Here is a 22,277-nt window from a genome sequence, read left to right as displayed (position 1 = left end):
CTCACTCGTCGGACGCGAGCGCCGCCACCCGAACCGCTCCGAGCGTCGCCAACGGTGCGAAAACAGCGACCGCGAGGAACGTCCCGAGCGCCACTCGGAGCGATAGGGACGTGCTGGGCGCGTCGAGCAGCGGAAGGCTTCCGAGCCAGAACTGGAACGTCCCGACGAGCACGGAAAATCCGAGGACCGACACACCGTGGCCGGACACCGCGGCGGAACTCCGCCGAACCGCGTTCCGTATCGACGCACCCCGGGCCACCAGAACCGGCGCGGGAAACAGCCGCACCGAAACGAACACGAAAGCGAGGAAAGCGGCGAGCTTCCCGACGAACCCGAACGCCGCGCCCGTCGCGGCCACCAACGAGAGGACGGCCAGCAGACCGGCGAGATAGGCGGTTACCGACGCGACGTCACGCGGCGAGACGGAATCGCCATCGACGAGGGCGACGACGGCGGTGACCGCGGCCGCGGTCGCCGTCAACGAGGCGAGCCATACCGCGGCGATTCCGGCGACGGGGAGGAGACGAAGGCCGAACACCGCGCCGACGGGTCGGGTAACGAGCTGCACGGAACCGGGATGGGAAAGGACTGTGAGATGGGCGACGCCGTAGCGACCGATGGTTTCGAGCTGTACCGGAACCGAGTCGCGGAGTCGAACGAGGTTGAGGGCGGCGAGAACGATGCCTATCAACAGGAACGGCAGGGCGAGCGACGGCCGCGTTCGGAGGTCCCTGACGCTCCCTTCGAGCAGTCCGAAGGCGCTGATGTCCTCGTCGGACGGCGAGCCGATGCGGTTGACTCCCGCCCCCGAAATCCGGTCGTTTTCGCTCATCGGGATGCCTCCAAGGCGTAGAGCGCGAACCCGTCGGTGAACAGCAGTGCGCCGCCGCCGACCGCCGGAGAGGACGGGTCGCCTTTCGTCGGGAACGTCCAGAGCCGCCGACCGGTCTTCGCATCGAGCGCGACCAGCCCCGATTGGTCCGGGGCGTAGACCGTCTCTCCGGCGACGACGGGCGTCGTTTCGTGGCCGCCGACGCGGGCGGACCATCGGGTCCGCCCGGATTGGGGGTCAAGCGCGAGGAGAACCATTCCCTTCTCCCGCTCGACTTGCACGAACACCGCGTCGTCGGTGACGGTCAGCGACCCCTGTATCTCGGCGTACTCGCTGTCGCCGTCGAGGTGGCGGAACCAGCGGCGGTCACCGCTCTCGGCTTCGAAGGCGATGGCGTAGTCGTCGCGGACGCCGTACACGCCGTGGTCCGCGGCGGTCACGTAGCCCCATGTGAGGACCTGCTTGAAGGGCTGTCGTCGCCACCGGACCGCACCCGTCTCGGCGTCGAGCGCGGCGAACTCGTTGAGCCACGTCGCGACGTAGACGGTGCCGTCGTGGACGGACGCCCGCGAGGCCATTCCATCGGTCCGGTAGCGCCACCGTTCGGCCCCGCTGCTCGCGTCCAGCGCGAGCAGGGAGCGCTCGTCGAGGTGGGCCGGGACGAACACCAGTCCGTCCGCGACCACCGGCGGCGACCCGTCGCTCGACGGGAAGAACGACGACGCGAAAGACGACTCCGGCGCGGGCGTCCGCCACCGATATCGAAGCTCGCCGCGGAGGTCCGACGACGGGTTGACCGCGGAGACGCGCCGTCCGTCGGTCGAAATCACCGTCTCGTTGCGGTAGGCGGTGTCGGCCGCGATGGCGGGGAACTGCCCGTGTAACTCCGAGAACAGCGTCCGCGTCGTGCCGTCGGCCACGTCCACGGCGAGAAGGTCGCCGCTGGCAGTGTAGACCGTCCCGTCGTAGACGAGCGGCGACGACGGCGTTCCGAACACGGTCCGCGGCGTTCGTTTCCAACGAACGTCGGGCTTCGACCGGAGCGAGAGTCCGTCCGGTTTGTAGCCGCTTCCCGCCGGGTCGTACCCGACGAGCGGCCAGTCGTCGCTCGAAACCGTCGTCGTGGCGGCGGGATAGACGGCGCTACAGCCACCGAGCGTGCCCGCGACGGCGGCCGAGACGGCACCGAGGAAGCGCCGACGGGAGGGGGAGAGAACGGGGGAATTCGAAGGAGGTCTGAAGTCGCTCACGTTTCGGTACAATCAGTGAGAAAACAAATACCGTTCGGATGGACGACATCCTGAACTGGTCTATCAGTCCACTTAACCGTCTTCGCGGATTTGCAACGGTAGCGAATGAGCTATCGAGACGCGGTTATGGCGGCGAAGTACGCCGGTGGGTCGAACGAGCAAGCGACGGCGCTCCATCAGCGACGACTCGAAACCGTCATCGACGGCAGGGGGTACTTCGACTTCGAGTCGCCGCGGGGCATCGTCGTCCACGTCGTCCCCACCGGCGTCTACGACGACGGCTACGCCATCGACCTCGGGGGCCACAGCGTCCTGCCGGAGGCCGACCCGTCGCGGCCGGAACAGCTCCCCGTCCTCGGGCGGGACGGCGCGCGCGGGTCGTGGACCGGCGACGGGTTCGGGGCCGTCGTCGAGGCCGACGAACGCGACGCCCCCGCGGGCTACGCGCACATCTTTTCGAACGGCGTCGTCGAGTCCGTCTCGGCGATTCCGTTCGAGTCGTCGGAATCCGACGCACCGCGACTCGACGGTCGAACCCTCGAACTCGAACTGACGCGGTGCGTCCGTCGGTATCTGCGCGTTCTCGCCTACCACCAGCGTATGGCACCGGTTCACGTCGCACTCAGCGTGTTCGGCACGGACGGGCTTCGCCTCGATGCGAGCGGGAAGGAGGCGGGTGACGCGACGGCCGTCGAGGAAGTGACCGAGAAGAATGACATTATTAATGAAGGAATACTCGCTCCGTTTCCGGTCACGTTCGAAAACTACGACGTGGACGTGCGGGAGGCGTTGAGTGACCCCATCGATGCGCTCTGGCGAGGTGCCGGTCGTCCCGGCTCTCCCTTCGTTTCCGGCGATACGTGGGTGCTCCGGTCCGAGTTCACTCGGACGAAGTGAGCGGACGTCCGGGTGTCGAGTCGTCGGTTGTGTTGACCGAAATTTTCCTCGCTTCGACACATGCCCCGAAATTTAATCATAATAGCAACAAGAATGGAGAATAATTACGACGATACGAGTGATTCTTTTCCGGGATTCAGTTCCACATCGGCGACATATTCTATCGAATACTAGTATCGGAACGAACGTCGTAGGCCGTGCTTACCGATTTCGACCACACGTTTCAGGCACCCAATAACAATGATTGGCTCAGTAAAAAAGATTCGACAGTTGCTCATATCCGCGGACTGCGGACGAGCGGCGAACCCATCAACGAATCACAGAACACATGACGAAAAAAAGCACCATACCAGACTCGATAAAGCGACGACGGCTTCTACAGGGCCTCGGTGCAACCGGTGCCGCGGCGCTCGCTGGCTGTACAGGCAGTCAACAGGGCGGAGGCGGTGGCGGAAAGCTGAACCTCGCGCAGGTCAAAAGTCCGCTCGAATTCGACCCCATCGTCCTCAACGACGTCCCATCCCAACAGGTATCGGACCGCGTATTCGAGGGGCTGTATACGTACAACTCGGGCATCGAAATCGTCCCCCACATCGCAACCGGGGAACCGACGGTGAAGAACAACGGAAAGACGTACATCGTCGAGATGCAAAAGGGGGTGAAGTTCCAGAACGGGGACTCCATGACGCCCGAGGACGTGAAGTACTCCTTCGAAGCACCCGTCAAGGAGGAGACGGAGAACGCGGCCACGTACACGATGATAGACACCGTCACGCCGATGGGAGATCGAAAGGTCAAGTTCGATCTGAAATATCCGTACGGGCCGTTCATGAACATCCTGACCGCTTCCATCGTCCCGAAGAAGGTCCGGGAGAAGGACAAAAAGAAGTTCAACAAGAAGAATCCCGTCGGCTCCGGTCCGTTCAAATTCGACGGCTGGCAGGAGGGCAACTTCGCCAGAATCAAGCGCTGGGATAACTACTGGGGCAAGCCGGAACCGAACCTCTCCGAGGTCAAGTTCGTGCCGGTCGAGGAACCCACGACCCGACTCACGAGCCTGCAGACCGGGGAAAACGACGTTATCGAGGAAATTCCGCCGAAGCTCTGGAAGCAGGTCGAGAACATGAACGACGCGTCCATCGCATCCAAACTCGGGATGGGCTACTTCTATCTGGCCTTCAACTGCAAGAAGGGTCCGACGACGGACCCCAAGGTTCGGGAGGCCATCGACTACTGCTTCAACATGGACCAGGCCGTGTCGAACTTCGTCGAACCGACCGGCGTCCGCCAGTACAGCCCGCTGCCGGAACAGCTCTCGAAGCAGTGGGGCTTCCCGCTGGAGAAGTGGAAGAAGATTCCCCACAACAAGAACATCGACAAGGCAAAGGAGATGCTGGACAGTTCGGACAAGGTTCCGGACAACTGGAACGCCAATATCATCGTTCCGCCGGACGACAAGCGCCAGCAACTCGGCGTCACCGTGGCGAACGGGCTGAAGGAAGCCGGATACAACGCCAACGTCCAGCGCCTCGACTGGGGTGCGTTCCTCGATAAGTACGTCTCGGGCAAGCCGAGCGACTACAACATGTACACGCTGGGCTGGTCCGGCGGTCCGGACCCCGACGACTTCCTGTACTACTTCTTCACGAAGTCGGCCCACGGGACGACCGACGGCACCTACTACACGGGCGTGGACAAACAGGTCCAGCAGGCGCGGAAAACCGCGAACCACGCCGAACGCAAGAAACTGTACAGCAACGCCATCACCAAGTTGCTCAACGATCGGGCGCACCTGCCGTCGTACAACTTGAAAAACAGCTTCGGGGTCAAACAGGACGTGAACGGGTTCATGGCGCATCCCTTGTTGAGTTTCGTTCTCGCGACGAGCTACACCAACGTGTCCATCGGGGCGCAGTAGCTCGACCCCCGTTTCGATACGACTCACCGACAATACAATGGGAATCTTCCGCTATACGATTCGACGCTTGCTGCAGGCCATCCCCGTCCTCATCGGCATCGTCACGATAACGTTTCTGTTGACGAACGCGATTCCGGGCAACCCGGTGCAGATAATGCTCGGACCCTCGCCGAGCGCACAGATGGTCCAAGAGATACGCGCACAGTACGGGCTGAACCAACCGCTTCCGGTGCGGTACGTGAACTACCTCGTCTCGGTCGCGCAGGGGAACCTCGGCCAGAGCATCTACTACGGGGTCCCCGTGACGCAGAAGATAATGGAGCGACTGCCGGTGACGCTCCTGCTCATGCTGTCGAGTTTCACGTTCGCACTCGTCGCCGCCATTCCGCTGGGCATCGTCTCGGCCAAACGACGCAACAAACCGACCGACCACATATCGCGCGTCGTCGCCCTCATCGGCGTCAGCACGCCGTCGTTCTGGATCGGACTGATGCTCATCATCATCTTCGCGTACTACCTGAACTGGCTTCCGGCGACGGGGCTGGTGCTCCCGTGGGCGAGTCCGAGTTCGGTCGAGGGGGCGTCCTCCCGGGGCGACGTGCTCTGGCAGACGTTCACCCACCTGTTGCTCCCGACGCTCTCGCTCGGAACGCTCCAGATGGCCGCTATCACGCGAATCGAACGGTCGTCCATGCTGGAAGTGCTCCAACAGGAGTACGTGAAGCTGGCGCGCGCCTACGGCGTCGCGGAGCGCACCATCGTCCGAAAGCACGCGTTTCGAAACGCACAACTCCCCGTCATCACCGTCGTCGGCCTGCAACTCACGTCGGCGCTCGGCGGGGCGGTGCTGACCGAAACCGTGTTCAACATCAACGGAATGGGGCGGCTCATCATCACGGCGATCAACAATCAGGACTACCCGCTGGTCATGGGGACGACGATATTCTTCGGTCTGACGTTCATCCTGGGCGTCGTCATAACCGACCTTTCGTACGCGTACATCGACCCGCGAGTGACCTACGACGAGGTGGACTAAGATGGGAACAGGAGAAGCAAGTTCGACGGACGTTCGCAACGCGAGCAGGAACGAACAGGCTGACGACGGGGGGAAAGTCGAAGCCCGCGTCGGGTGGCGATACACGCTCAGCCAGATACGCAAGGACACGACCGCGCGGTTCGGGTTCTACATCATCGGCTTCATCTTCGTGGTCGCGGTCTTCGCGTGGATAGACGCGAAGCTCTTCGATTACGCCATCATCAGTAGCTTCTGGCACAACCCGGTGAACGACCCGTCGAACGCCAAGATTCTGCGTCCCCCGGCGTGGACGAGCAACACGTTCGGCCCCGGACTGTGGGAGTACCCGCTCGGAACCGACCACCGCGGTCGAGACATCCTCGTCCGACTCGTCTACGGCTCCCGAATCGCCATGCAAGTCGGCATCGTCTCGACTGGATTCGGTCTCATATGCGGGACGCTCGTCGGTGCCGTCGCGGGCTATCACGGCGGATGGGTAGACGACGTGCTGATGCGCGTTGCCGAGACGCTGTACGCGATTCCGTTCCTCGTGCTGGTCATCGCATTCATGGCCGCGTTCGGCCGCGACCTGACGTTCGCCATGATCGGCGTCGGCATCACGACGATTCCGGTGTTCGCCCGCCTGATTCGGTCGCGGGTGGTCAGCGTCCGGGAGGAAGAGTACATCGAGGCGGCGAGAGCGGCGGGCGTCCGCGACCGGAACATCATCCTCCGGCACGTGATTCCCAACAGTTTCGCACCCGTCCTCGTGCAGGCGACGTTGCAGGTCGGCATCAGCATCCTCATCGTCGCAGGGCTCTCGTTCCTCGGGTTCGGCGCACAGCCCCCCACGCCGTCGTGGGGGCAGATGTTGAGTCAATCGCGCGGCTACATGCTTCCCGACCCGTGGTTCAGCCTCTGGCCGGGACTCGCCATCCTCGTCACCGTGATGGGGTTCAACCTGCTCGGTGACGGGCTGCGGGACGCGCTCGACCCGCGAATCAAGAACTGACGGAGACACCATGACTGATACACTGTTACACATCGACGACCTGAAGACGCAGTTTTTCACCGAGGAGGGCGTCGTCCGCGCGGTGGACGGCATCTCCTTCGACGTAAAGGAAGGCGAAATCGTCGGCCTCGTGGGCGAATCCGGGGCCGGAAAGAGCGTCGCCGCACAGAGCATCTTGCGCCTCATCGACCCGCCCGGCGAAATCGTCGGCGGCGAGGTTCGGTTCCGCGACGAGGTGCTGTTCGGCCTCGAAGAAGGTCCGGACGGCGAACTCCGCCAACGCGACGAGATGCTCTCGAACGACGAGATGCGCCGACGGATTCGCGGCCGCGAAATCGCCATCATCTTCCAAGACCCGATGGAGAGCCTGAACCCGGTGTTCACGGTGGGCGACCAACTTCGGGAGTTCATCAAACTCAACCGCGGCCTCTCGAAGAGCGAGGCCAAGGAGGAAGCTATCGACATGCTCCGCGAGGTGGGCATCCCGGAACCGGTGGAACGGTACGACAACTACCCCCACCAGTTCTCCGGGGGGATGCGCCAGCGCGTGCTCATCGCCATGGCGCTGGCCTGCGAGCCGAGTCTCATCATCGCGGACGAACCGACGACGGCGCTCGACGTGACCGTCGAGGGCCAAATCCTCTCGCTCGTGGACGAGCTACAGGACAAGTACGACACGAGTTTCATCTGGGTCACCCACGACATGGGCGTCGTCGCCGAACTCTGTGACCGCGTGAACGTGATGTACCTCGGCGAAATCGTCGAGCAGGCGACCGTGGACGACCTGTTCTACGACACGAAACACCCCTACACCGAGGCGCTGTTGGACTCCATGCCCCGCCCCGATCAGACCGTCGAGGAATTGAATCCGATTCGGGGCGTCATGCCCGAGGCCATCGACCCGCCGCGCGGGTGTCGGTTCCACACCCGCTGTCCCGACGCCCGCGAAATCTGCACGGAGGTCCACCCCGACTGTCGGGAGGTGTCGGACCAAGGCGAAAACACGCACAAGGCGGCGTGCGTGAAACACGACGCCTTCGACGTGGGCTACGAGTTCAGCGACCCCATCGAGATTCGCGCCGAGACGGGTATCACGGGTGATGTCGTCACCGACCCGCAGGAGGGTGACTGACCGTGAGTGATTCGATGGCGACGGGAAAAGTGGCCGACGAGGAACCGAAGATGGGTGAACCGCTTCTCGAAGTGGACGGCCTCACGAAACATTTCGCCGACAGCGGCGGCTTCCTGTCGGGGGTGTTCGGGGAGCAAAAGCCGGTCCGCGCCGTCGAAGACGTGTCGTTCACCATTCGAAAGGGCGAAACGCTCGGCCTCGTCGGCGAGTCGGGATGTGGCAAGAGCACGCTCGCGCGGGCCATTCTTCGGCTGGTCGAACCGACCGACGGGACGGTGTATTTCAAGGGCGAGAACCTGACCGCGTTGGACGGGGAGGGGCTTCGGTCCCAGCGCAAGGACGTCCAGATGATATTTCAGGACCCGCAGTCCTCGCTCGACCCGCGGATGAAAATCGGTCCCATCGTCGAGGAACCGATGAAGGCCCACGGGATGTACGATTCCGAGGGACGGGAGGCGAGGGCGCGCGAACTGCTCGAAAAGGTCGGTCTCGACCCGCAACACTACAATCGCCATCCGCACGCCTTCTCCGGCGGGCAGCGACAGCGGGTGAATCTGGCGCGCGCCTTGAGCGTGAACCCGGACTTCATCGTCTGTGACGAACCCGTCACCGCCCTCGACGTCTCCATTCAGGCGCAGGTGCTCAACACCATGCGGTCGTTGCAGGACGAGTTCGGCCTGACGTACCTGTTCATCGCCCACGACCTCTCCGTCATCCGCCACATCTCGGACCGCGTGGCGGTGATGTACCTCGGACAGTTGGTTGAACTCGCGGAGAAGGAGGAACTGTACGAGAACCCGCAGCATCCCTACACGCAGGCCCTGCTGGAGTCGATTCCCGTTCCCGACCCGCGACTGGAGGGGACCCGCGGCGTCCTCGAAGGCGACGTGCCGAGTCCCATCGACCCGCCGTCCGGGTGTCGCTTCCGAACCCGGTGTCCGAAGCTCATCGCGCCGAAGGAGTACGACCTCTCCCGCGAGGAGTGGGAGAACACGCGGGCGTTCCTTCGGGAGGTCCAGCGTCGGTCGTTCGAACCGACGACGAAGGAAGAGATAGAGAATCGCTTCTTCGACGGCGAGAAACCGCACGGCGACGCGGGGCGAATCGTGGACGACGCCGCCGGACGAATCGTGGACGGCGACTGGGACGGCGCGACCGAACTGCTGAACGAGTCGTTCGCCGAGAAGAGCATCTGTGCGAGACAGGTTCCCGAGTACGAGGTTCCGACCGAACACGGAACCACGCCGCACGACGCCGCCTGTCACCGTCACCGGGACGACGTGCTCGACGGAATCCAGCAGTAGCTATCGAATCGTGACGGTCGTCTCGTCCCGCGGCCGTTCGTCCCCCGTGGCGAGGTACGCGGCGACTGTGTACTCGCCGGGGTCGGCGGGACGACGGGAGGGTTCGTCCGTTCGTTCGAATCGCCCGTCCCACGTCACGGTGGTCCGCTTTTTCTCCCGCGCCCGGAAGTAGAAGGCGTTCGGACGGTTTCGGACGTAGTAGGCTTCGTCGCTGGCTTCGAGTTCGCCGTCCACCTCCCACGCCCAGAGGCGCTGGCGCGGGGTTTCGACGACGACGGGGAACGGGCTTCGATTCTCGAACGTCACGGTGATGGGAATCTCGTCGCCGACGGCGTACCGCGCCTCGGGAACCGAGACGGAAACCGCGACGCTCCGCCGGGCGACCCACTGGGGGACGAGCGCCCGGATAGCGCGCCCGAGGTAATCGACGTTGCCCTCGAAACCCAACTGGTCGTCCGACTCGGTTCGTGACATGGCCCTTGGTTATCCAAATCCGTCCACCGTGGTGGCTTTTGTGGCTTCCTTCCGCGCCCGGTCGTCGTGGATGAACCCGTGGTTTGCCAACGACCCAGCGTTTATCTCCGTCGTTCCCATTCCCTTCGTATGGTCGATACGGGCGTTCTCGTAGCCTTCGTTCCGGCCGCGCTCGCGCTGAACGTCGCGCCGGGACCGGACAGCATCTACACGTTGAAACGGAGCATCAGCGACGGCCGAACCGCCGGGGTGATGGCCGCCGCGGGAACGTCCACCGGGAGTCTCGTTCACACGACCGCCGCCGTCCTCGGTCTGTCCGCCCTCCTCAAGGCGTCGGCCCTCGCGTTCACCGCCGTCAAACTCGTCGGCGCGGCGTACCTCCTCTATCTCGGCGTGACGACGTTCAGGAATCGAGACGAGTTCGACATCGCCTCGGACGGGGAAACGCAATCGCACGCCGAGTCGTTCCGGCAGGCGTTCGTCATCAACGTCAGCAATCCGAAGGTCGCCGTGTTCTTCCTCGCCTTCCTCCCGCAGTTCGTCGAATCGAGCGGGAACGCCCCCGTCCAGATATTCACGCTCGGCGTCCTGTTCGGCTGTCTCGGCTTCTGTTATCAGGCGGCGTTGGCGACGTTCTCCAGTCGCGCGCGGCGGGTGATACTCGAACGCGCCGTCGTCCGGGACCTCCTCCGCTACGCCAGCGCGAGCGTGTTGGTCGGGTTCGGCGTCGAACTTCTGTTCGAAAAGCGCGTGGTGAACTGACGGAGCGCCGCGGCCGCCGTGGTGCGACGATGTAGATACCGTTTTCCGGGCGTACTCCCAATTCGGAACGATGACGCAGGTGATGGATGGCGTCCGTAGCGTGCGCGGCGAGCGCGTCCGTCTCGCCGCCGTGATTTGGGCGGTACTGCTCGCACAGGTGCTCCTCTATCCCGGCGTTCCGGACCTCGTGGTCCACCTCGGGGCGGGCGAACAACTCGACGGCGGGACGTGGTTTCTGGTCGCCGAGTTCGCCGCGTTCGTGGTGTGTGCCGGAATCTGGGGCCACCTGAGCGACCGTCTCGGAACCCGCGTTCCGCTCGTCGTTTTCGGTGCGGTCGGCGCGGCGGCCGGGTACGCGGCGCTCGCGCTGGCACCGGCGTTGGGCGTCCCGTTCGGCGGGGTGCTGGCACTCCGCGTGGTGCAGGGGGCGGCGACCATCGCGGCGTTCTCGCTCTCGATGACGATGTTGATGGACCTCCGGGGCGGCCACGGACGGAACATGGGCGCGGCCGGAATCGCCATCGGCCTCGGAACCGCGATGGGTGCGCCGATAGGCGGCCAACTCGCCGAGGTTCACCCGACGACGCCGCTCGCCGTTGCGAGCGTCCTCATGGTCGGGACAGCAGTGCTCGCCCGCTCGGTACCCGACCGCGTACCGTCGTCCTCGCGGGAGACTGCCGCGGCCGCCTTGAAACGGCTCCGCGAGCGCCCCGAACTGTCGATTCCGTACGCGTTCGGATTCATCGACCGGCTCACCGCGGGCTTTTTCGCGCTCGTCGGGACGCTCTACTTCCAATCGGAGTTCGGTCTCGACGCGGGCGCGACGGGGCTGATGCTCATGCTCTTTTTCGCCCCGTTCGCCCTGTTGCAGTACCCGATGGGCAAACTCTCCGACCGCATCGGCCGGTTCGTCCCCATCGTCGTCGGGTCCGTCTGCTACGGCGTCACCATCGTCGCCGTGGGCCTCGCACCGACCGTCCCGCTCGCGGCCGCGGCGATGGTCGCGGTCGGCGTCGGCGGCGCGTTCGTCTCGCCCGCGACGATGGCGCTCGTGACCGACATCGCGGGCGAGAGCGATAGAGGGGTCGCCATGGCCGGGTTCAACGCCGCCGGAAGTCTCGGGTTCCTGACCGGGTTCCTCGTCGGCGGCGGCCTCGCCGACCGACTCGGATTCACGACGGCGTTCGCGGTCACCGGACTGCTCGAAATCGCCATCGCGTTGGTCGCCTTCCGCGCCGTATACCGCCTCGGCGACCGCATCGAGCGCACCCCGACGCGGACGGATGGGTGAGTCCCGGCTACCCAAACGATTATTACCACCGCCGTTTTTAGGCTAGCCTAAAGAATCACTTCGTCCGCGAGACGAAGGGGTTCGGTGAAAGACCATGTACGGACGAAACGGAACGAAGCGAGCGAACGTGTGGGCCGGTCTCTACGCCGGTCTGATCGGGACTCCCGACGAGCGAACGGAAACCGACGGCGAAGGTCCCGAGGCAGGAACCGAACGACTCGACGGTCGGAGCGAACGCTCCGAGGGCGATTGAGTCGAAGAGAGAACGAATCGAGAGAGACGCGCGAGCGCTGTTGTTTTCGGGATTTCGGACCCGTCGTATCAGTCCCACCGACCGCGGTCGTCGTGGTCGTCGTGACCGCCGTGACCGTGACCCCACCCGTCGCCGAAGGTCACTTCCGCGATGCGCGTGTGGTACGGGTCGCGCTCCTCGGCGGCGGGGTCGATGTCGATGTCCGGCGAGTACTGACCCACCGTCCAGAACGTTCCGGTGTGCGGGTCCACCGAGATACCGTTGTAGTCGCCCCAGCGCATGACGTCTTCGCCTTCGCCGTAATCGTATCGTGATTTACCCTCCTCGACGACGATAGAATCCTCCAATTTGTTCCGGTCGTACCACTCGGTTCGTCCCGCGACGGCCATGCTCGGGTACGTGTCGGGACCGCTCACGTTGTGCGTGATGATTGTCGTATCGCCGTCCGACTGGATGGTCGGGATGAAGTACGACGTGCCGGGTTCGCCGTACACGCCGCTCTGGACGACTTGTCGCGTCCGCGTGTCCACTTCGTACCACTTGATGGCGGCGACCGGTTCGCCGTCGCCGTTCCAGTCGTAGGCGATGGTGTGGGCCGTCCACAGCGACCCGTCGTTGTAATCGAGGTTCATCTGCCGCGTGCCGAGCGTGTCGATGCGCTTTTCGGAATCCGGTTGCTCGGCGGTCGGCGGATAGGCGAACTCCTCGACGGGAACGGTGTGACATTCCAGCGTCGGGTCGTCGAGCGGGTCGGTCAACTCCCACATCGTGAGCGCGCTCGCCGTCGGATTCGGGAAGGTGGAATCCAGCAGGTAGAACGTCCCGTGCTGTCCGCCTGAGAACGGTTGAAGCGCCGGTTGGAGGGTGAAATCCTCCCGCTCTACGTTCGGGTTGTCCAAATCGGTGAAGTGATAACCGGTGGTGTCCCGTCCGCGGTAGATGGCCTCCTTGTCGAGCGTCACCATCGTCACCGACACGTCCTCGCCGAAGAAGTTCTGCGCGAGGTAGATGGCGTCACGGTCCAGTCCGAGCGTGGGATAGTCGACCAGCCCCTCGTTGTCGAGCGGCGGAATCCGGTAGACGTTCCACTCCCCGTTCGGGTTGGGCGTCTCGGAGACGGCGACGACCCACCATCCTCGCGGCGGCCGTTCGAGGGTTTCGGCGGCCGTCTCCGCGCCGTCCTCGCCCTCTTCACCCTCGCCGGGTTCGCCGCCCGCCCGCTCCTCCATCTCCTCGCGGGTGACGATTTCGCCGTCTTCGGTGATGCCGGGTTCGTACTGGACCGCGGCGACGACGAACCGATTTTCCCGTCGGTCGTAGCGCGCTCGGGGGTCGAAGACGAACGGTTCGCCGTAGACGTAGCCGCCTTCCGGTTCGTCGATGACCGGCGCGAAGATGTCGTTCAACTGGACGGACAGCTCCTTGTGCCCGGACCGCTTGTTGAAGACGGCGACCTGCGTGTTGACCGCGTGGATTACCTTGCCGTACCCGGCCGCGATTTGCGAGTCGGAGGGGACACCGCCCGACGTTTGCTCGGCGTTCACGCCGTCGTACTCGGTGAGAATGGACAGTTCGTCCTCGCCGTCGCCCCACCAGCCGTGTTTTTGCTCGTGTCGATGCCGCCCGTGTTGACCGTGTGCCCGCGACGCTTCTATCTCCCGTTCGCTCGCCGGTTCCCCGGCCCCCGCCTGTTTCGCTTCCGTCGCCGTTCGCTTCGGTCGTGACGCGATTCGCCCGAAGTTCACCGACCCCCCGGAGTACGTCCGTTCGAACGGCCCCTCGGCGCACTCTCCACCTTCCTCCGCCGCGCGGACCGACGACGAACTGAGACCCGGAATCGCCATACTTCCGATTCCCAGTCCGCTTAATTGAAGCGCACGACGACGACCGAGACGGAATCCGTCGTTCGTATCGTTTGCTTCCGATTCCCAACCACTGTTTTTGCCATCCATCACATATAATATAGACAGTAGATTCGTGTTATATTTATTTATTTGAATAATATAAAAGAAACCTGAGACGATGCTCGATGAAACAGTGCGTGAAATGAGAGACGATAATAATTAGGTGGAACGAAACCGCCATCCGAAGCGAGTTCCGACGACGACGTTTCGAAGCATCACCTCGGGTACCGACGAAAGCCGAATACGGGCGCGCTCGCTTTCCGGTCGAGACGGATAGTTTCTATTCGACGGCGGTGGGCGGTAGCGGCGTCGAACTCTCACGACAGCGCGACGAAACCGATACCGACCGCGGTGACGGCACCGAGGGAGACGACGACGGACCGCCCCAACCGCTGCGTTCCGAACAGCCAGACGATTCCGATTTTGACGGCCGTGTTGACGCTGGCCGCGAGGACGATGCCGCTCGTCGCGGTCGCGGTCGAGATGGTGCCGCCGCGGGCGAGATTGCTCAGCGAAATCGTGATGGCGTTCACGTCGACGAGGCCGGAGACGATGGCGACCGAGTACACGCCCGTCGCTCCGAATTCGGCGCTGACGGTCGTGGTGGCGACGAGGACGACTGCGAAAAAGAGCCCGAAGAAGAGCGCGGGCCAGAGCCGAAACCGGTTCTCCACGTCCGCCTCCAGCGGGACGTCCTCGCTGACCCCGCTGTAGACCACCCGGGAAACCACCACGCCGACGACGACCATCCCGACGACCGGCGGGAGGACGGGGACGAACAGGGACGGATTCACGACGAGGACCTCCAACAGAATCCGCGGGAACATCGTCAACGAGGCGATGACCGTGGCGACGCCGCACAGTCCGGTGAGGGACGGGTCGCGCCGCGCGTTCCCCGCCATCGAAACCGCGGTCGCCGTGGACGAGACCAGGCCGCCGAGCACGCCCGTCACTTCGAAACCCACCTCGTTGCCGACGAGCGTGGCGAACACGTATCCCGTGAGGCTGATTCCCGAGACGAAGACGACCATCAACCAGACGAACTGGAGGCGCAAACCGCCCAGAAAGGCGATGCGTTCCGGCGGCAGGAGCGGGAAGACGACGAGGGCGACGACGAGGAACTTCAGGCTCGCCCGCATCTCGGCTTCGTTGAGGCGGGCGACAAACTCGTGGATGGGCCGTTTCTCCGCGAGGAGCGCCATCGTTACCGTTCCGAAGACGACGGCGAGTCGGAGTCCCGTATCGGAGTGGGTCGCCATCGCGCCGTAGACGAAGGTCAGCATCGTCGCAACGGCCGTCGTCATCCCGATGTCGCCCGTCGTCATCACCTTGGCGACGTAGGCGACGACGACCAACCCGGCGACGAAGACGACTGCTATCGGCAGGAGCGACGGGAAGAACGCCTGTACGAGCGCACCGAATCCGGCGATGAGCGGGAGCGTTCTGCTCCCGGCGAACAGGTTGCCGGGGTCGCTCCACTCCCGTTCGATGCCGATGAGAACGCCGATACCCAGCGCGATGAAGACGGCGACGACGAGCGGAACCGCCATGACGAACGACCTAGGCGGGGCGAACACATGAATCGTCGCGTCAGCGGGCGGAGCACGGGGAGAAGGGCGTCATTCCTCGGGTTCGTGGACGGTCAACACCGGCACGTCGGCCATTCGGACGACGCGCTCGGTCACGCTCCCCAGTAGGTAGCGGTCGAGACCGCGCCGTCCGTGGGTACCCATCACGATGCAGTCGATGTCGTTATCGTCGGCGTAGTCCAGAATCACGCGGTGTGGATGCCCGCCCGTCACCACGTCGTCGACGACATCGATATCGGCGTCCTCCGCCGGTTCGCGCACCGCCGCGACCGCTTTCTTCCCCCGCTCTTCGAGGTCGTTCAGGATGGACCCCTCGTAGGCGTCGGGCCACATCGCGCCGATGTCGATGACGTACACCGCGTAAATCGTCGCGTCGAACCGCTTCGCCAGTTCGACGGCGTTTCGCGCCGCTTCCGCGGCCGAGTCGCTACCGTCCGTCGGGACGAGGATGGTATCGTACATCGGTGGGGAGTACGGCGGGAAGTGGGATAGTACCGCGGTTCAATAGCCACCACCTGAGAATCGCCAACCATCCTTCGAGACCGCCGAATATACTTCGGGACCGCCGTTCTCCCCATCGCACGAAGCGTCGAGGGGTCCGCAGAGACAGCGGAGCTGTGCTCCCGCTCAGGGGCGTCGGTAGCTGTCTTGGAATCCCGTCCGACATCGGCGACGGACGAGATGCGGTTCGGAAGGCGAGGTCGGAGTCGCGGTATCCGTCTGACGACCGCGGGACGGGGGCGACTCCGAACGTGAGGAGCAATAAACCTATGACCCGCGAGAAGTGAACGCAACGTATGCAGCGAATCGATATCGACGACGTGGAATCCGGAGGAATGGGTGACGCCGACCGCCGCGGACTCTCGAACGCGCTGGAGACGGACGATATGTCCATCAACCACTACGCCCTCGAACCGGGCGATGCCTTCTCGGGCGGACTGCACACGCACCTCGACCAGGAGGAGATATTCTACATCGTCTCGGGGACCGCGACGTTCGAGACTAAACCCGAGCCGGACGCCGAAAGCGAAACCGTCGAGGTCGGCGCTGGGGAAGCGATTCGATTCCCGCCGGGAGAGTTCCAGCAGGGGCGCAACGAATCGGACGACGAAGTGGTCGCGCTCGCGCTCGGTGCGCCGCGGGACTCGACCGATGTCCGCGTCGCACAGCCCTGTCCGGAGTGTGAGAGCGACGTTCTCGGGTTCCGGATGGGAGACGACGGGATGTACCTCGAATGTCCCGACTGCGGAACGACCGTCGAGATGTAAACTCACGACGGATCCCCTTTTCGACGCCATTCGAGCGTGTCGCTCCGTACAGACCGTTCGAAAAGACGTTCTTCCGCTTTCCGAAGCGACTACTCGCGGAGCAGGTTCGGGTAGTTCACGATGAGTCCGTCCACGCCCGCTTTCGCCAGTTGGTCGGCTTGATACCACGTATCGAGGGTGTAGACGTTGACCTCGCGGCCTTCGTCGTGGGCGACCTGCACGAGGTCGATGTCCGCGAAGTCCGGGTCGTCGAGGTAGTAGGGGTCGTCGAAGAACGGCGACCCTTTCACCATGTTGTACGGCGGGTTGACCGCCTCGCAGTCGTACTCCCGAACGATGTCGAGGCCGCGTTCGATGGAATCCCAGAGGAGATAGCCGACGGGGATGTCCGGGTTCACCTCGCGGACGGTGGCGATGGCCGCCTCGTAGAACGAGGAGACGAGGACGTCGTTTCCGTGCTCGGCAACGATGTCGAGCGCGTCCTCGGTGAACGACCGCCAGCGTTCCTTTCCGGCCTCCAGTTCCGCGCCGGAGAGATTCGTCGAGGACTGCGCCGCCGCCGACCCGGGGTTCTTGAACTCGATGTTCACGTCGACGTGGTTCGGAATGGCCGCCAACGCCTCGGAGAGGAGCGGCACGGTTTCCCCGCTGCCGAGGACGTTCGCGTTCAACACCGTCTCGCAGTCGTTCTCCCAGACGTACCCGTGCTGGTCGGTGAGGCCGCGGGTACCGCCGTCCCGCGCGCCGAGTTTCTCGTCGTGGAAGACGACGATTTCGCCGTCCGCACACGGCATGATGTCGAGTTCTATCATGTCCGCCGTCCGCGAGGCCGCTTCGAACGCACGGAGCGTGTTCTCCGGGTGGAGTCCCTTGTACCCGCGGTGGGCGACGTACGTGATGTCGTCCTCGTCGTCTCCCCCACCGCGCCCGTGGTCGTCGTCCGCTCCGTGATCACCTTCGTCGTCGTCGGAACATCGCTGCTGTGCGGTTCCGACGCCAGCCAGCGCGGTGCTGGCGACCGCGGCCCCGGTTCCAACGAACGTTCGCCGATTCAACGTCTGGAGTCGTTCTGACACCATATCCCGATTCACACCCGCCATCGCTATAATATTTATAATAGACTTCCAGATTAATTCAAAATACTATATATTGATATTATATCCAGGATTCGACACTGTGCGCTCTCCGATTTGTTGAAATACGGAGACTTCCGTCTCGGTCGAACCACCCCGCACGTCGCGCTTACGCGGTCGTCAAAAGCCCCCGGCCACCGACGACCCGGCGGACCAGCGCGTAACCCGCGAGCGAACACGCCAAATAGAGCGCCACCATCGCGTGGGTAAACGGCGTCGGACTGCCGATGGCGAGCCTCGCCACGGTGTTCGCGGGCGCTTCCGGCAGGAGGTACGTCCCGCTGAAGACGACGAGCATCGCCATCGAGAACAGAAACTGGGCCTGCTTTCTGTCGCGGAACCGCAACGCGAGTATCGCGCCGATAGCGACGATGGCGACCGAGAAGGCCGCGACGAGCGCCACGATTTCGAGCGGGTTGGCGACGTTGGTCCCGTTAAACGAGAGGAGTACCAACCACGCCGCGGCCTGCACGGGCGCGAGTATTCCCATCGCCAGCAGTTTGCCGTCCACGATGTCCACGCCGGTCAGCGGCGTCACGCGGAGGAGTTCGAGGGTTCCGCGGTCGTACTCCTCGGCGATGGTGTCCACGGCGACGCTCCCGCTGATGAATACCGGGAGGAACATCAACAGCGGGATGAGCACCGTGTAGGTGAACCCGAAGTACGGACTCGCACCCGTCTCGGGCGGCGGTGCGACGGGCGACCGTTCGAGTCGAGAGGCGAACCGCGCCCGCTCGCGGCGTTCGAGTTTGTCGAGTACCTCCTTTATCTGGGTCACGACGAGCGTCGTCTTGATGTTGCCATCCGGGGCGATGGCGGTCACGCGGACGCTTCCGTCCGCGGTGCGGTCGACGGCGAGAACGGCGTGTATTCTTCCGGACCGGAAGTCGCGCATCGCGGCGCGCTGGGTCCGGTAGTGCTCCGCCTCCCAGCTATCGTCCGAAGCGAGGACGGGCGCGAGGTCGGCGCTCGCGTCCCCCGTCACGCCGAACGAGACGACGAAGCCGTTCGAGGCGGACCCGGGGTCGTACATCGACACCAGTCCGACTGCGAGGAACGACGAGAACGCCGCGATGAGCAACTGGATCAGTATCGCCAGCACGATGGTCTTCTCGCTCCTGAGCGACGCCAACTCCCGCCGCGCAACGGTGAGGCGTTTATCCAAGGGCGTTCACCACCGTGAGGTTGTAGGCGGCGTGAACCAGCGTCGTGACGGCCAGCGTCCACGCGTACCAATTTCGGTCCTTGCTGGCCCCGTAGGCCGTGACGGTCGCCGTGACCGAATGGAGCGCGAGCGGCGCGAACAGCAGGCCCAGCAAGACGAGCGGCGAGGCGTCCACGCCGAGACCGGTGGCAGCACCGAACGCCGCCCGTCCGAGTTCGAGGTTCGGAAGCCCGACCAACTGGGCGATGGCGGTCAGTTTTTCGCCGACGAAGAAGCCGAAGCCGCTCAGCAGACCGAGGCTCCCCACCGTCCGAAGCGAGCGGTCGAACCGCGAGTGGGAGAACCCGGCGTAGACGTGGACGCTCTTTGCGACCTCCTCGATGAACGCGATTGCGAGGAGCAACACGGGAATCGAGAGGTCCACGGGGAGCGCGAAGAGGAGCGCCACCGCGAGCAGTTCGGCCACGAAGACGAACGGAATCGAGAGCGCGCTGCATTTTGCGACGCTCCGCATCCCGTGAAGTTGGCTGTCGAGCGCGTCGAGCGCCTTCAGCGTCACCGGGCGCTGGGTGAACATGTCCTCCTCGCGGTAGACGCCCGCGCCGAGCGCGAACAACACACCCGCGGTGAGAAACAGCGGCAGCGTCGAGAAGGCGTACTGTCCCAGCGCGACCGACTCGCCCTGCAGGACGCGAACCACCAGCGACAGGGGCGAGATGGACGCGATGGGATGCACGTCGGTGAACACGGACGGCACGAACGCGTAGGAGGTGAGGAAGACGCTGAGCGACACCGTGACGAACGTGAGTTCCTTGAACGACCGGGAGAACATCGCGCCGACGAACGCGCTGGCGAGGAACAACAGCGCGATGGGAATCACCGCCGACACTGCCGTCACCACCGCACCCGCGACGGCCAGCGGTTCGGTACCGACGTTAGGGGTGAACTGCACGATACCGACCGCCGTCACCGTTGCGATGGCGACCATGCCGACGAAGTACGGTAGAGTCTTGCCGACGATGATGTCGCCGCGGGACACCGGCGAGACGAGGAGCAACTCGCCGCGGTCGTTGATGCGCTCCTCGATGACGCTGCTCGCGTAGGCCTGAATCACGAAGTTCATCGGCAGGATGAACGCGAACGCGAGCACCAGCGACTCGAACGGGAACGGCGGCGAGATGTCCGAAGGAGTCCCCTGCCGCTCGTTATCGACGAAGATGGACGACCCGGAACCCACCGACGGGGCCGCGACGGACCCGGTCGCCGACCCGTCCCGACCGCCCGCGTCGTTTCCGCCCGTTCCGTCCGTTCCGGCACCACCGCTTCCGGCACCGTCGCTTCCGCCGAGGCGCGTCTCGCCCGCCGTCGTGGTGCGGGTGGTGATTCCGTCACCCGCGCCGGGTCCGCTTGCTCCACTTTTTCCCGCTCCGGGAGCACCGGCAGTGGCGTTCTGCTGGACGTACCGGAGCGTGACGTTCACCGGAAACGCGGCGGCGCGGTCCGGTTCTTCGGCCATCCGTTCGTCGTTGTACCGCTCGACCGTCGTCCGCAGTTCGGCGAGCGCCGCCTTGCCTTTGGGCGAATCCTTGTAACGCAGCGCGTCCCGAGGACAGTTCGGAACGGCATCACCGGTGCAGACGAACACGTCGAATTCGCCCGACTCGTAGGTCTCCGCGGTCGGTTCGACGGCCACGAACGTCGGGTCGGTCGCGACCGGACCGTAGTACTGGCTGTCCTCGCTGACGCCGACGCGGTAGATGCCGTCGTCCACGGTGTTCCCCCGACTGGCGACCATCGGGGTCAGCACGGCGACGAACAGGAGGACGACGGCGACGACGGCGAGCGTCCGCCGGTCGAACTGTCCCGCGTTCTTGCTCACTTCCCAGCGTGCGATGCGGAGCGTCTTGCGGCGCTTCACGGACGCCCCTCCACGTCCGGCGCGTCGGTCGCCAAATCGAGGAAGATGTCCTCCAAACTGGGCGAGCGCGTCTCGATATCCACGACGCTCCCCCCGGCCGCTTCCGCGCGTTCCCGCGTCTCGGCCACGGCGTCCATGCTTTCGACGACGCGGCGGTAAGTTCCGTTCTCCCGCACCGCGTCGGTCACCTCGACCGTCGTGGAGACGTGGTACTCGGTCCGGCCGTGTTCCTCGCGGAGGTCTTCGACGCTCCCGCCCGCCACGATTCGACCGTTGTTCATCACGACGATGCGGTCACAGATGCTCTCGACGTGAAACAGGTTGTGCGCGCTGAAGACGACCGTCTTGCCCGAATCGCTCAACTCGCGCGTGAACTCGATGATGTAGTTCGTCGTGAGCGGGTCCAACCCGCTCGCCGGTTCGTCGTAAATCAGCACCGCCGGGTCGTTGACCAGCGAGCGGGCGATGGCGACCTTCCGCCGCATTCCTTTGGACATGTCCCCCAGTCGTCGCTCGCGGTGGTCCAGTTCGAGGCGGTCCAGCGTGCGGTGAATCCGCTCGTCGGCGACGCCGCTCGGCACGTCGTAGAGGTCGGCGAAGAAGGACAGGTACGACAGCGGCGTCATGTCCTCGTACAGCGGCGACTCCTCGGGGAGAAATCCGAGTTGAGTCCGCATCTCGGGGTCCTGCGCGTCGTAGCCCGCGACCCGCGCGCTCCCGGCGGTCGGTTCGATGAGTCCGGCGAGCATCTTCAGGGTCGTCGTCTTCCCCGCGCCGTTCGGGCCGATGACCCCGAACACCTCCCCATCGGAGACGGAGAAACTGCTCCCCTCGACGGCCGTGAAGCCGCCGTATTCCTTCCGGAGATTTTCCACTTCGAGCATAGATATGTTCTACTCTCGACACTGGAGCTACTTGAGCGTGTGCCAGTGGAATGGGAGTCGTTGACGAACGGTAAACGCCGCAAAACCGCGCTGATACCCAACGATTGACGGAATCGACCAATCAAGAAGACAGAGAGAACGAAAGTGGTGCCGGCAGTTTTACAGATTATTAAAGTATCTAGACATTATTTCAAATTCTTTGTGTCGAACCAGTCCCCCAGATACGTTGCGATAGCACCCCTCTTCGAACCAGTAACGAAACCTCCCTGACGATTA

General features: G+C 64.1%; 20 protein-coding genes. 10 read left to right on the top strand and 10 right to left on the bottom strand.

Annotated features, from left to right (window positions below; all coding sequences use genetic code 11):
• Position 1 precedes the first annotated feature (1 nt).
• Both B208_RS0115545 and B208_RS0115540 read right to left on the bottom strand, forming a co-directional pair.
• Positions 2-832, bottom strand: a complete 831-nt coding sequence (locus B208_RS0115545; protein WP_007981840.1) for a hypothetical protein — start codon at positions 830-832, stop codon at positions 2-4.
• Entirely contained in the window at positions 829-2,082 is a 1,254-nt protein-coding gene (locus B208_RS0115540) for a PQQ-binding-like beta-propeller repeat protein (protein WP_007981841.1), read from the bottom strand. The genes B208_RS0115545 and B208_RS0115540 overlap by 4 nt, the downstream gene beginning before the upstream one ends.
• 105 nt (positions 2,083-2,187) lie before the next feature.
• Between B208_RS0115540 and B208_RS0115535 the strand changes: the two genes are divergently transcribed.
• The 6 genes from B208_RS0115535 to B208_RS0115510 all read left to right on the top strand — a co-directional run bounded on the left by B208_RS0115535 (position 2,188) and on the right by B208_RS0115510 (position 9,360).
• Entirely contained in the window at positions 2,188-2,979 is a 792-nt protein-coding gene (locus tag B208_RS0115535; RefSeq protein ID WP_232423816.1) for a hypothetical protein, read from the top strand.
• A 328-nt stretch (positions 2,980-3,307) separates the two neighbouring features.
• Positions 3,308-4,897 (top strand): ABC transporter substrate-binding protein, encoded by a 1,590-nt coding sequence (locus B208_RS0115530; protein WP_007981843.1) that lies wholly within the window; start codon positions 3,308-3,310, stop codon positions 4,895-4,897.
• A 37-nt stretch (positions 4,898-4,934) separates the two neighbouring features.
• On the top strand, positions 4,935-5,933 hold the full coding sequence (locus B208_RS0115525; protein ID WP_007981845.1) for an ABC transporter permease: 999 nt from the start codon (positions 4,935-4,937) through the stop codon (positions 5,931-5,933).
• A 1-nt stretch (position 5,934) separates the two neighbouring features.
• Positions 5,935-6,924, top strand: coding sequence for an ABC transporter permease (locus tag B208_RS0115520; protein ID WP_007981846.1), 990 nt, complete (start codon positions 5,935-5,937; stop codon positions 6,922-6,924).
• A gap of 10 nt (positions 6,925-6,934) precedes the next feature.
• Positions 6,935-8,056 carry an ABC transporter ATP-binding protein gene (locus tag B208_RS0115515; protein WP_007981848.1) on the top strand — a complete coding sequence of 374 codons (1,122 nt, stop codon included), beginning with the start codon at positions 6,935-6,937 and terminating at the stop codon, positions 8,054-8,056.
• A gap of 14 nt (positions 8,057-8,070) precedes the next feature.
• Positions 8,071-9,360 carry an ABC transporter ATP-binding protein gene (locus B208_RS0115510; protein ID WP_007981850.1) on the top strand — a complete coding sequence of 430 codons (1,290 nt, stop codon included), beginning with the start codon at positions 8,071-8,073 and terminating at the stop codon, positions 9,358-9,360.
• Here B208_RS0115510 and B208_RS0115505 read toward each other — a convergent pair whose 3' ends face one another.
• On the bottom strand, positions 9,361-9,834 hold the full coding sequence (locus B208_RS0115505; RefSeq protein WP_007981852.1) for a hypothetical protein: 474 nt from the start codon (positions 9,832-9,834) through the stop codon (positions 9,361-9,363).
• A gap of 129 nt (positions 9,835-9,963) precedes the next feature.
• Here B208_RS0115505 and B208_RS0115495 point away from each other — a divergent pair, with 129 nt between their 5' ends.
• From B208_RS0115495 to B208_RS24440, 3 genes are all read left to right on the top strand, one after another.
• Positions 9,964-10,596 (top strand): LysE family translocator, encoded by a 633-nt coding sequence (locus B208_RS0115495; RefSeq protein WP_007981856.1) that lies wholly within the window; start codon positions 9,964-9,966, stop codon positions 10,594-10,596.
• A gap of 70 nt (positions 10,597-10,666) precedes the next feature.
• The gene (locus B208_RS0115490) at positions 10,667-11,887 is read left to right on the top strand and encodes an MFS transporter (RefSeq protein WP_007981858.1); all 1,221 of its coding nucleotides are present in this window, start codon (positions 10,667-10,669) and stop codon (positions 11,885-11,887) included.
• A gap of 94 nt (positions 11,888-11,981) precedes the next feature.
• Positions 11,982-12,140: a hypothetical protein gene (locus B208_RS24440; RefSeq protein ID WP_007981860.1), complete on the top strand. Its 159-nt coding sequence runs from the start codon at positions 11,982-11,984 to the stop codon at positions 12,138-12,140.
• A 68-nt stretch (positions 12,141-12,208) separates the two neighbouring features.
• Here the strand turns inward: B208_RS24440 and B208_RS0115480 are convergent, their stop codons facing one another.
• The 3 genes from B208_RS0115480 to B208_RS0115465 form a co-directional block, all read right to left on the bottom strand.
• A complete protein-coding gene (locus B208_RS0115480; RefSeq protein ID WP_007981861.1) occupies positions 12,209-13,984 on the bottom strand; it encodes a hypothetical protein in 1,776 nt (591 codons plus the stop codon).
• A gap of 377 nt (positions 13,985-14,361) precedes the next feature.
• Entirely contained in the window at positions 14,362-15,594 is a 1,233-nt protein-coding gene (locus B208_RS0115470; protein WP_007981863.1) for an MgtC/SapB family protein, read from the bottom strand.
• Positions 15,595-15,663: 69 nt separating this feature from the next.
• Positions 15,664-16,095, bottom strand: coding sequence for a universal stress protein (locus B208_RS0115465; RefSeq protein WP_007981865.1), 432 nt, complete (start codon positions 16,093-16,095; stop codon positions 15,664-15,666).
• Positions 16,096-16,430: 335 nt separating this feature from the next.
• Between B208_RS0115465 and B208_RS0115460 the strand changes: the two genes are divergently transcribed.
• A complete protein-coding gene (locus B208_RS0115460) occupies positions 16,431-16,901 on the top strand; it encodes a cupin domain-containing protein (protein WP_007981867.1) in 471 nt (156 codons plus the stop codon).
• 89 nt (positions 16,902-16,990) lie between these two features.
• Here B208_RS0115460 and B208_RS0115455 read toward each other — a convergent pair whose 3' ends face one another.
• From B208_RS0115455 to B208_RS0115440, 4 genes are all read right to left on the bottom strand, one after another.
• Entirely contained in the window at positions 16,991-17,980 is a 990-nt protein-coding gene (locus tag B208_RS0115455) for a glycerophosphodiester phosphodiesterase (protein WP_007981869.1), read from the bottom strand.
• A gap of 163 nt (positions 17,981-18,143) precedes the next feature.
• Complete coding sequence (locus B208_RS0115450; RefSeq protein ID WP_026177882.1) at positions 18,144-19,199, bottom strand: ABC transporter permease; 1,056 nt, start codon at positions 19,197-19,199, stop codon at positions 18,144-18,146.
• Positions 19,192-21,117: an ABC transporter permease subunit gene (locus B208_RS0115445; RefSeq protein ID WP_007981872.1), complete on the bottom strand. Its 1,926-nt coding sequence runs from the start codon at positions 21,115-21,117 to the stop codon at positions 19,192-19,194. The genes B208_RS0115450 and B208_RS0115445 overlap by 8 nt, the downstream gene beginning before the upstream one ends.
• Entirely contained in the window at positions 21,114-22,001 is an 888-nt protein-coding gene (locus B208_RS0115440) for an ABC transporter ATP-binding protein (RefSeq protein ID WP_007981873.1), read from the bottom strand. Before B208_RS0115440 ends, B208_RS0115445 begins: the two co-directional genes overlap by 4 nt.
• Positions 22,002-22,277 lie beyond the last annotated feature (276 nt).

The sequence above is a fragment of the Haladaptatus paucihalophilus DX253 genome (assembly GCF_000376445.1).
In the GTDB taxonomy this organism is placed as follows: Archaea; Halobacteriota; Halobacteria; order Halobacteriales; family Haladaptataceae; genus Haladaptatus; species Haladaptatus paucihalophilus.
This window is presented reverse-complemented; position numbering and strand designations above follow the sequence as displayed.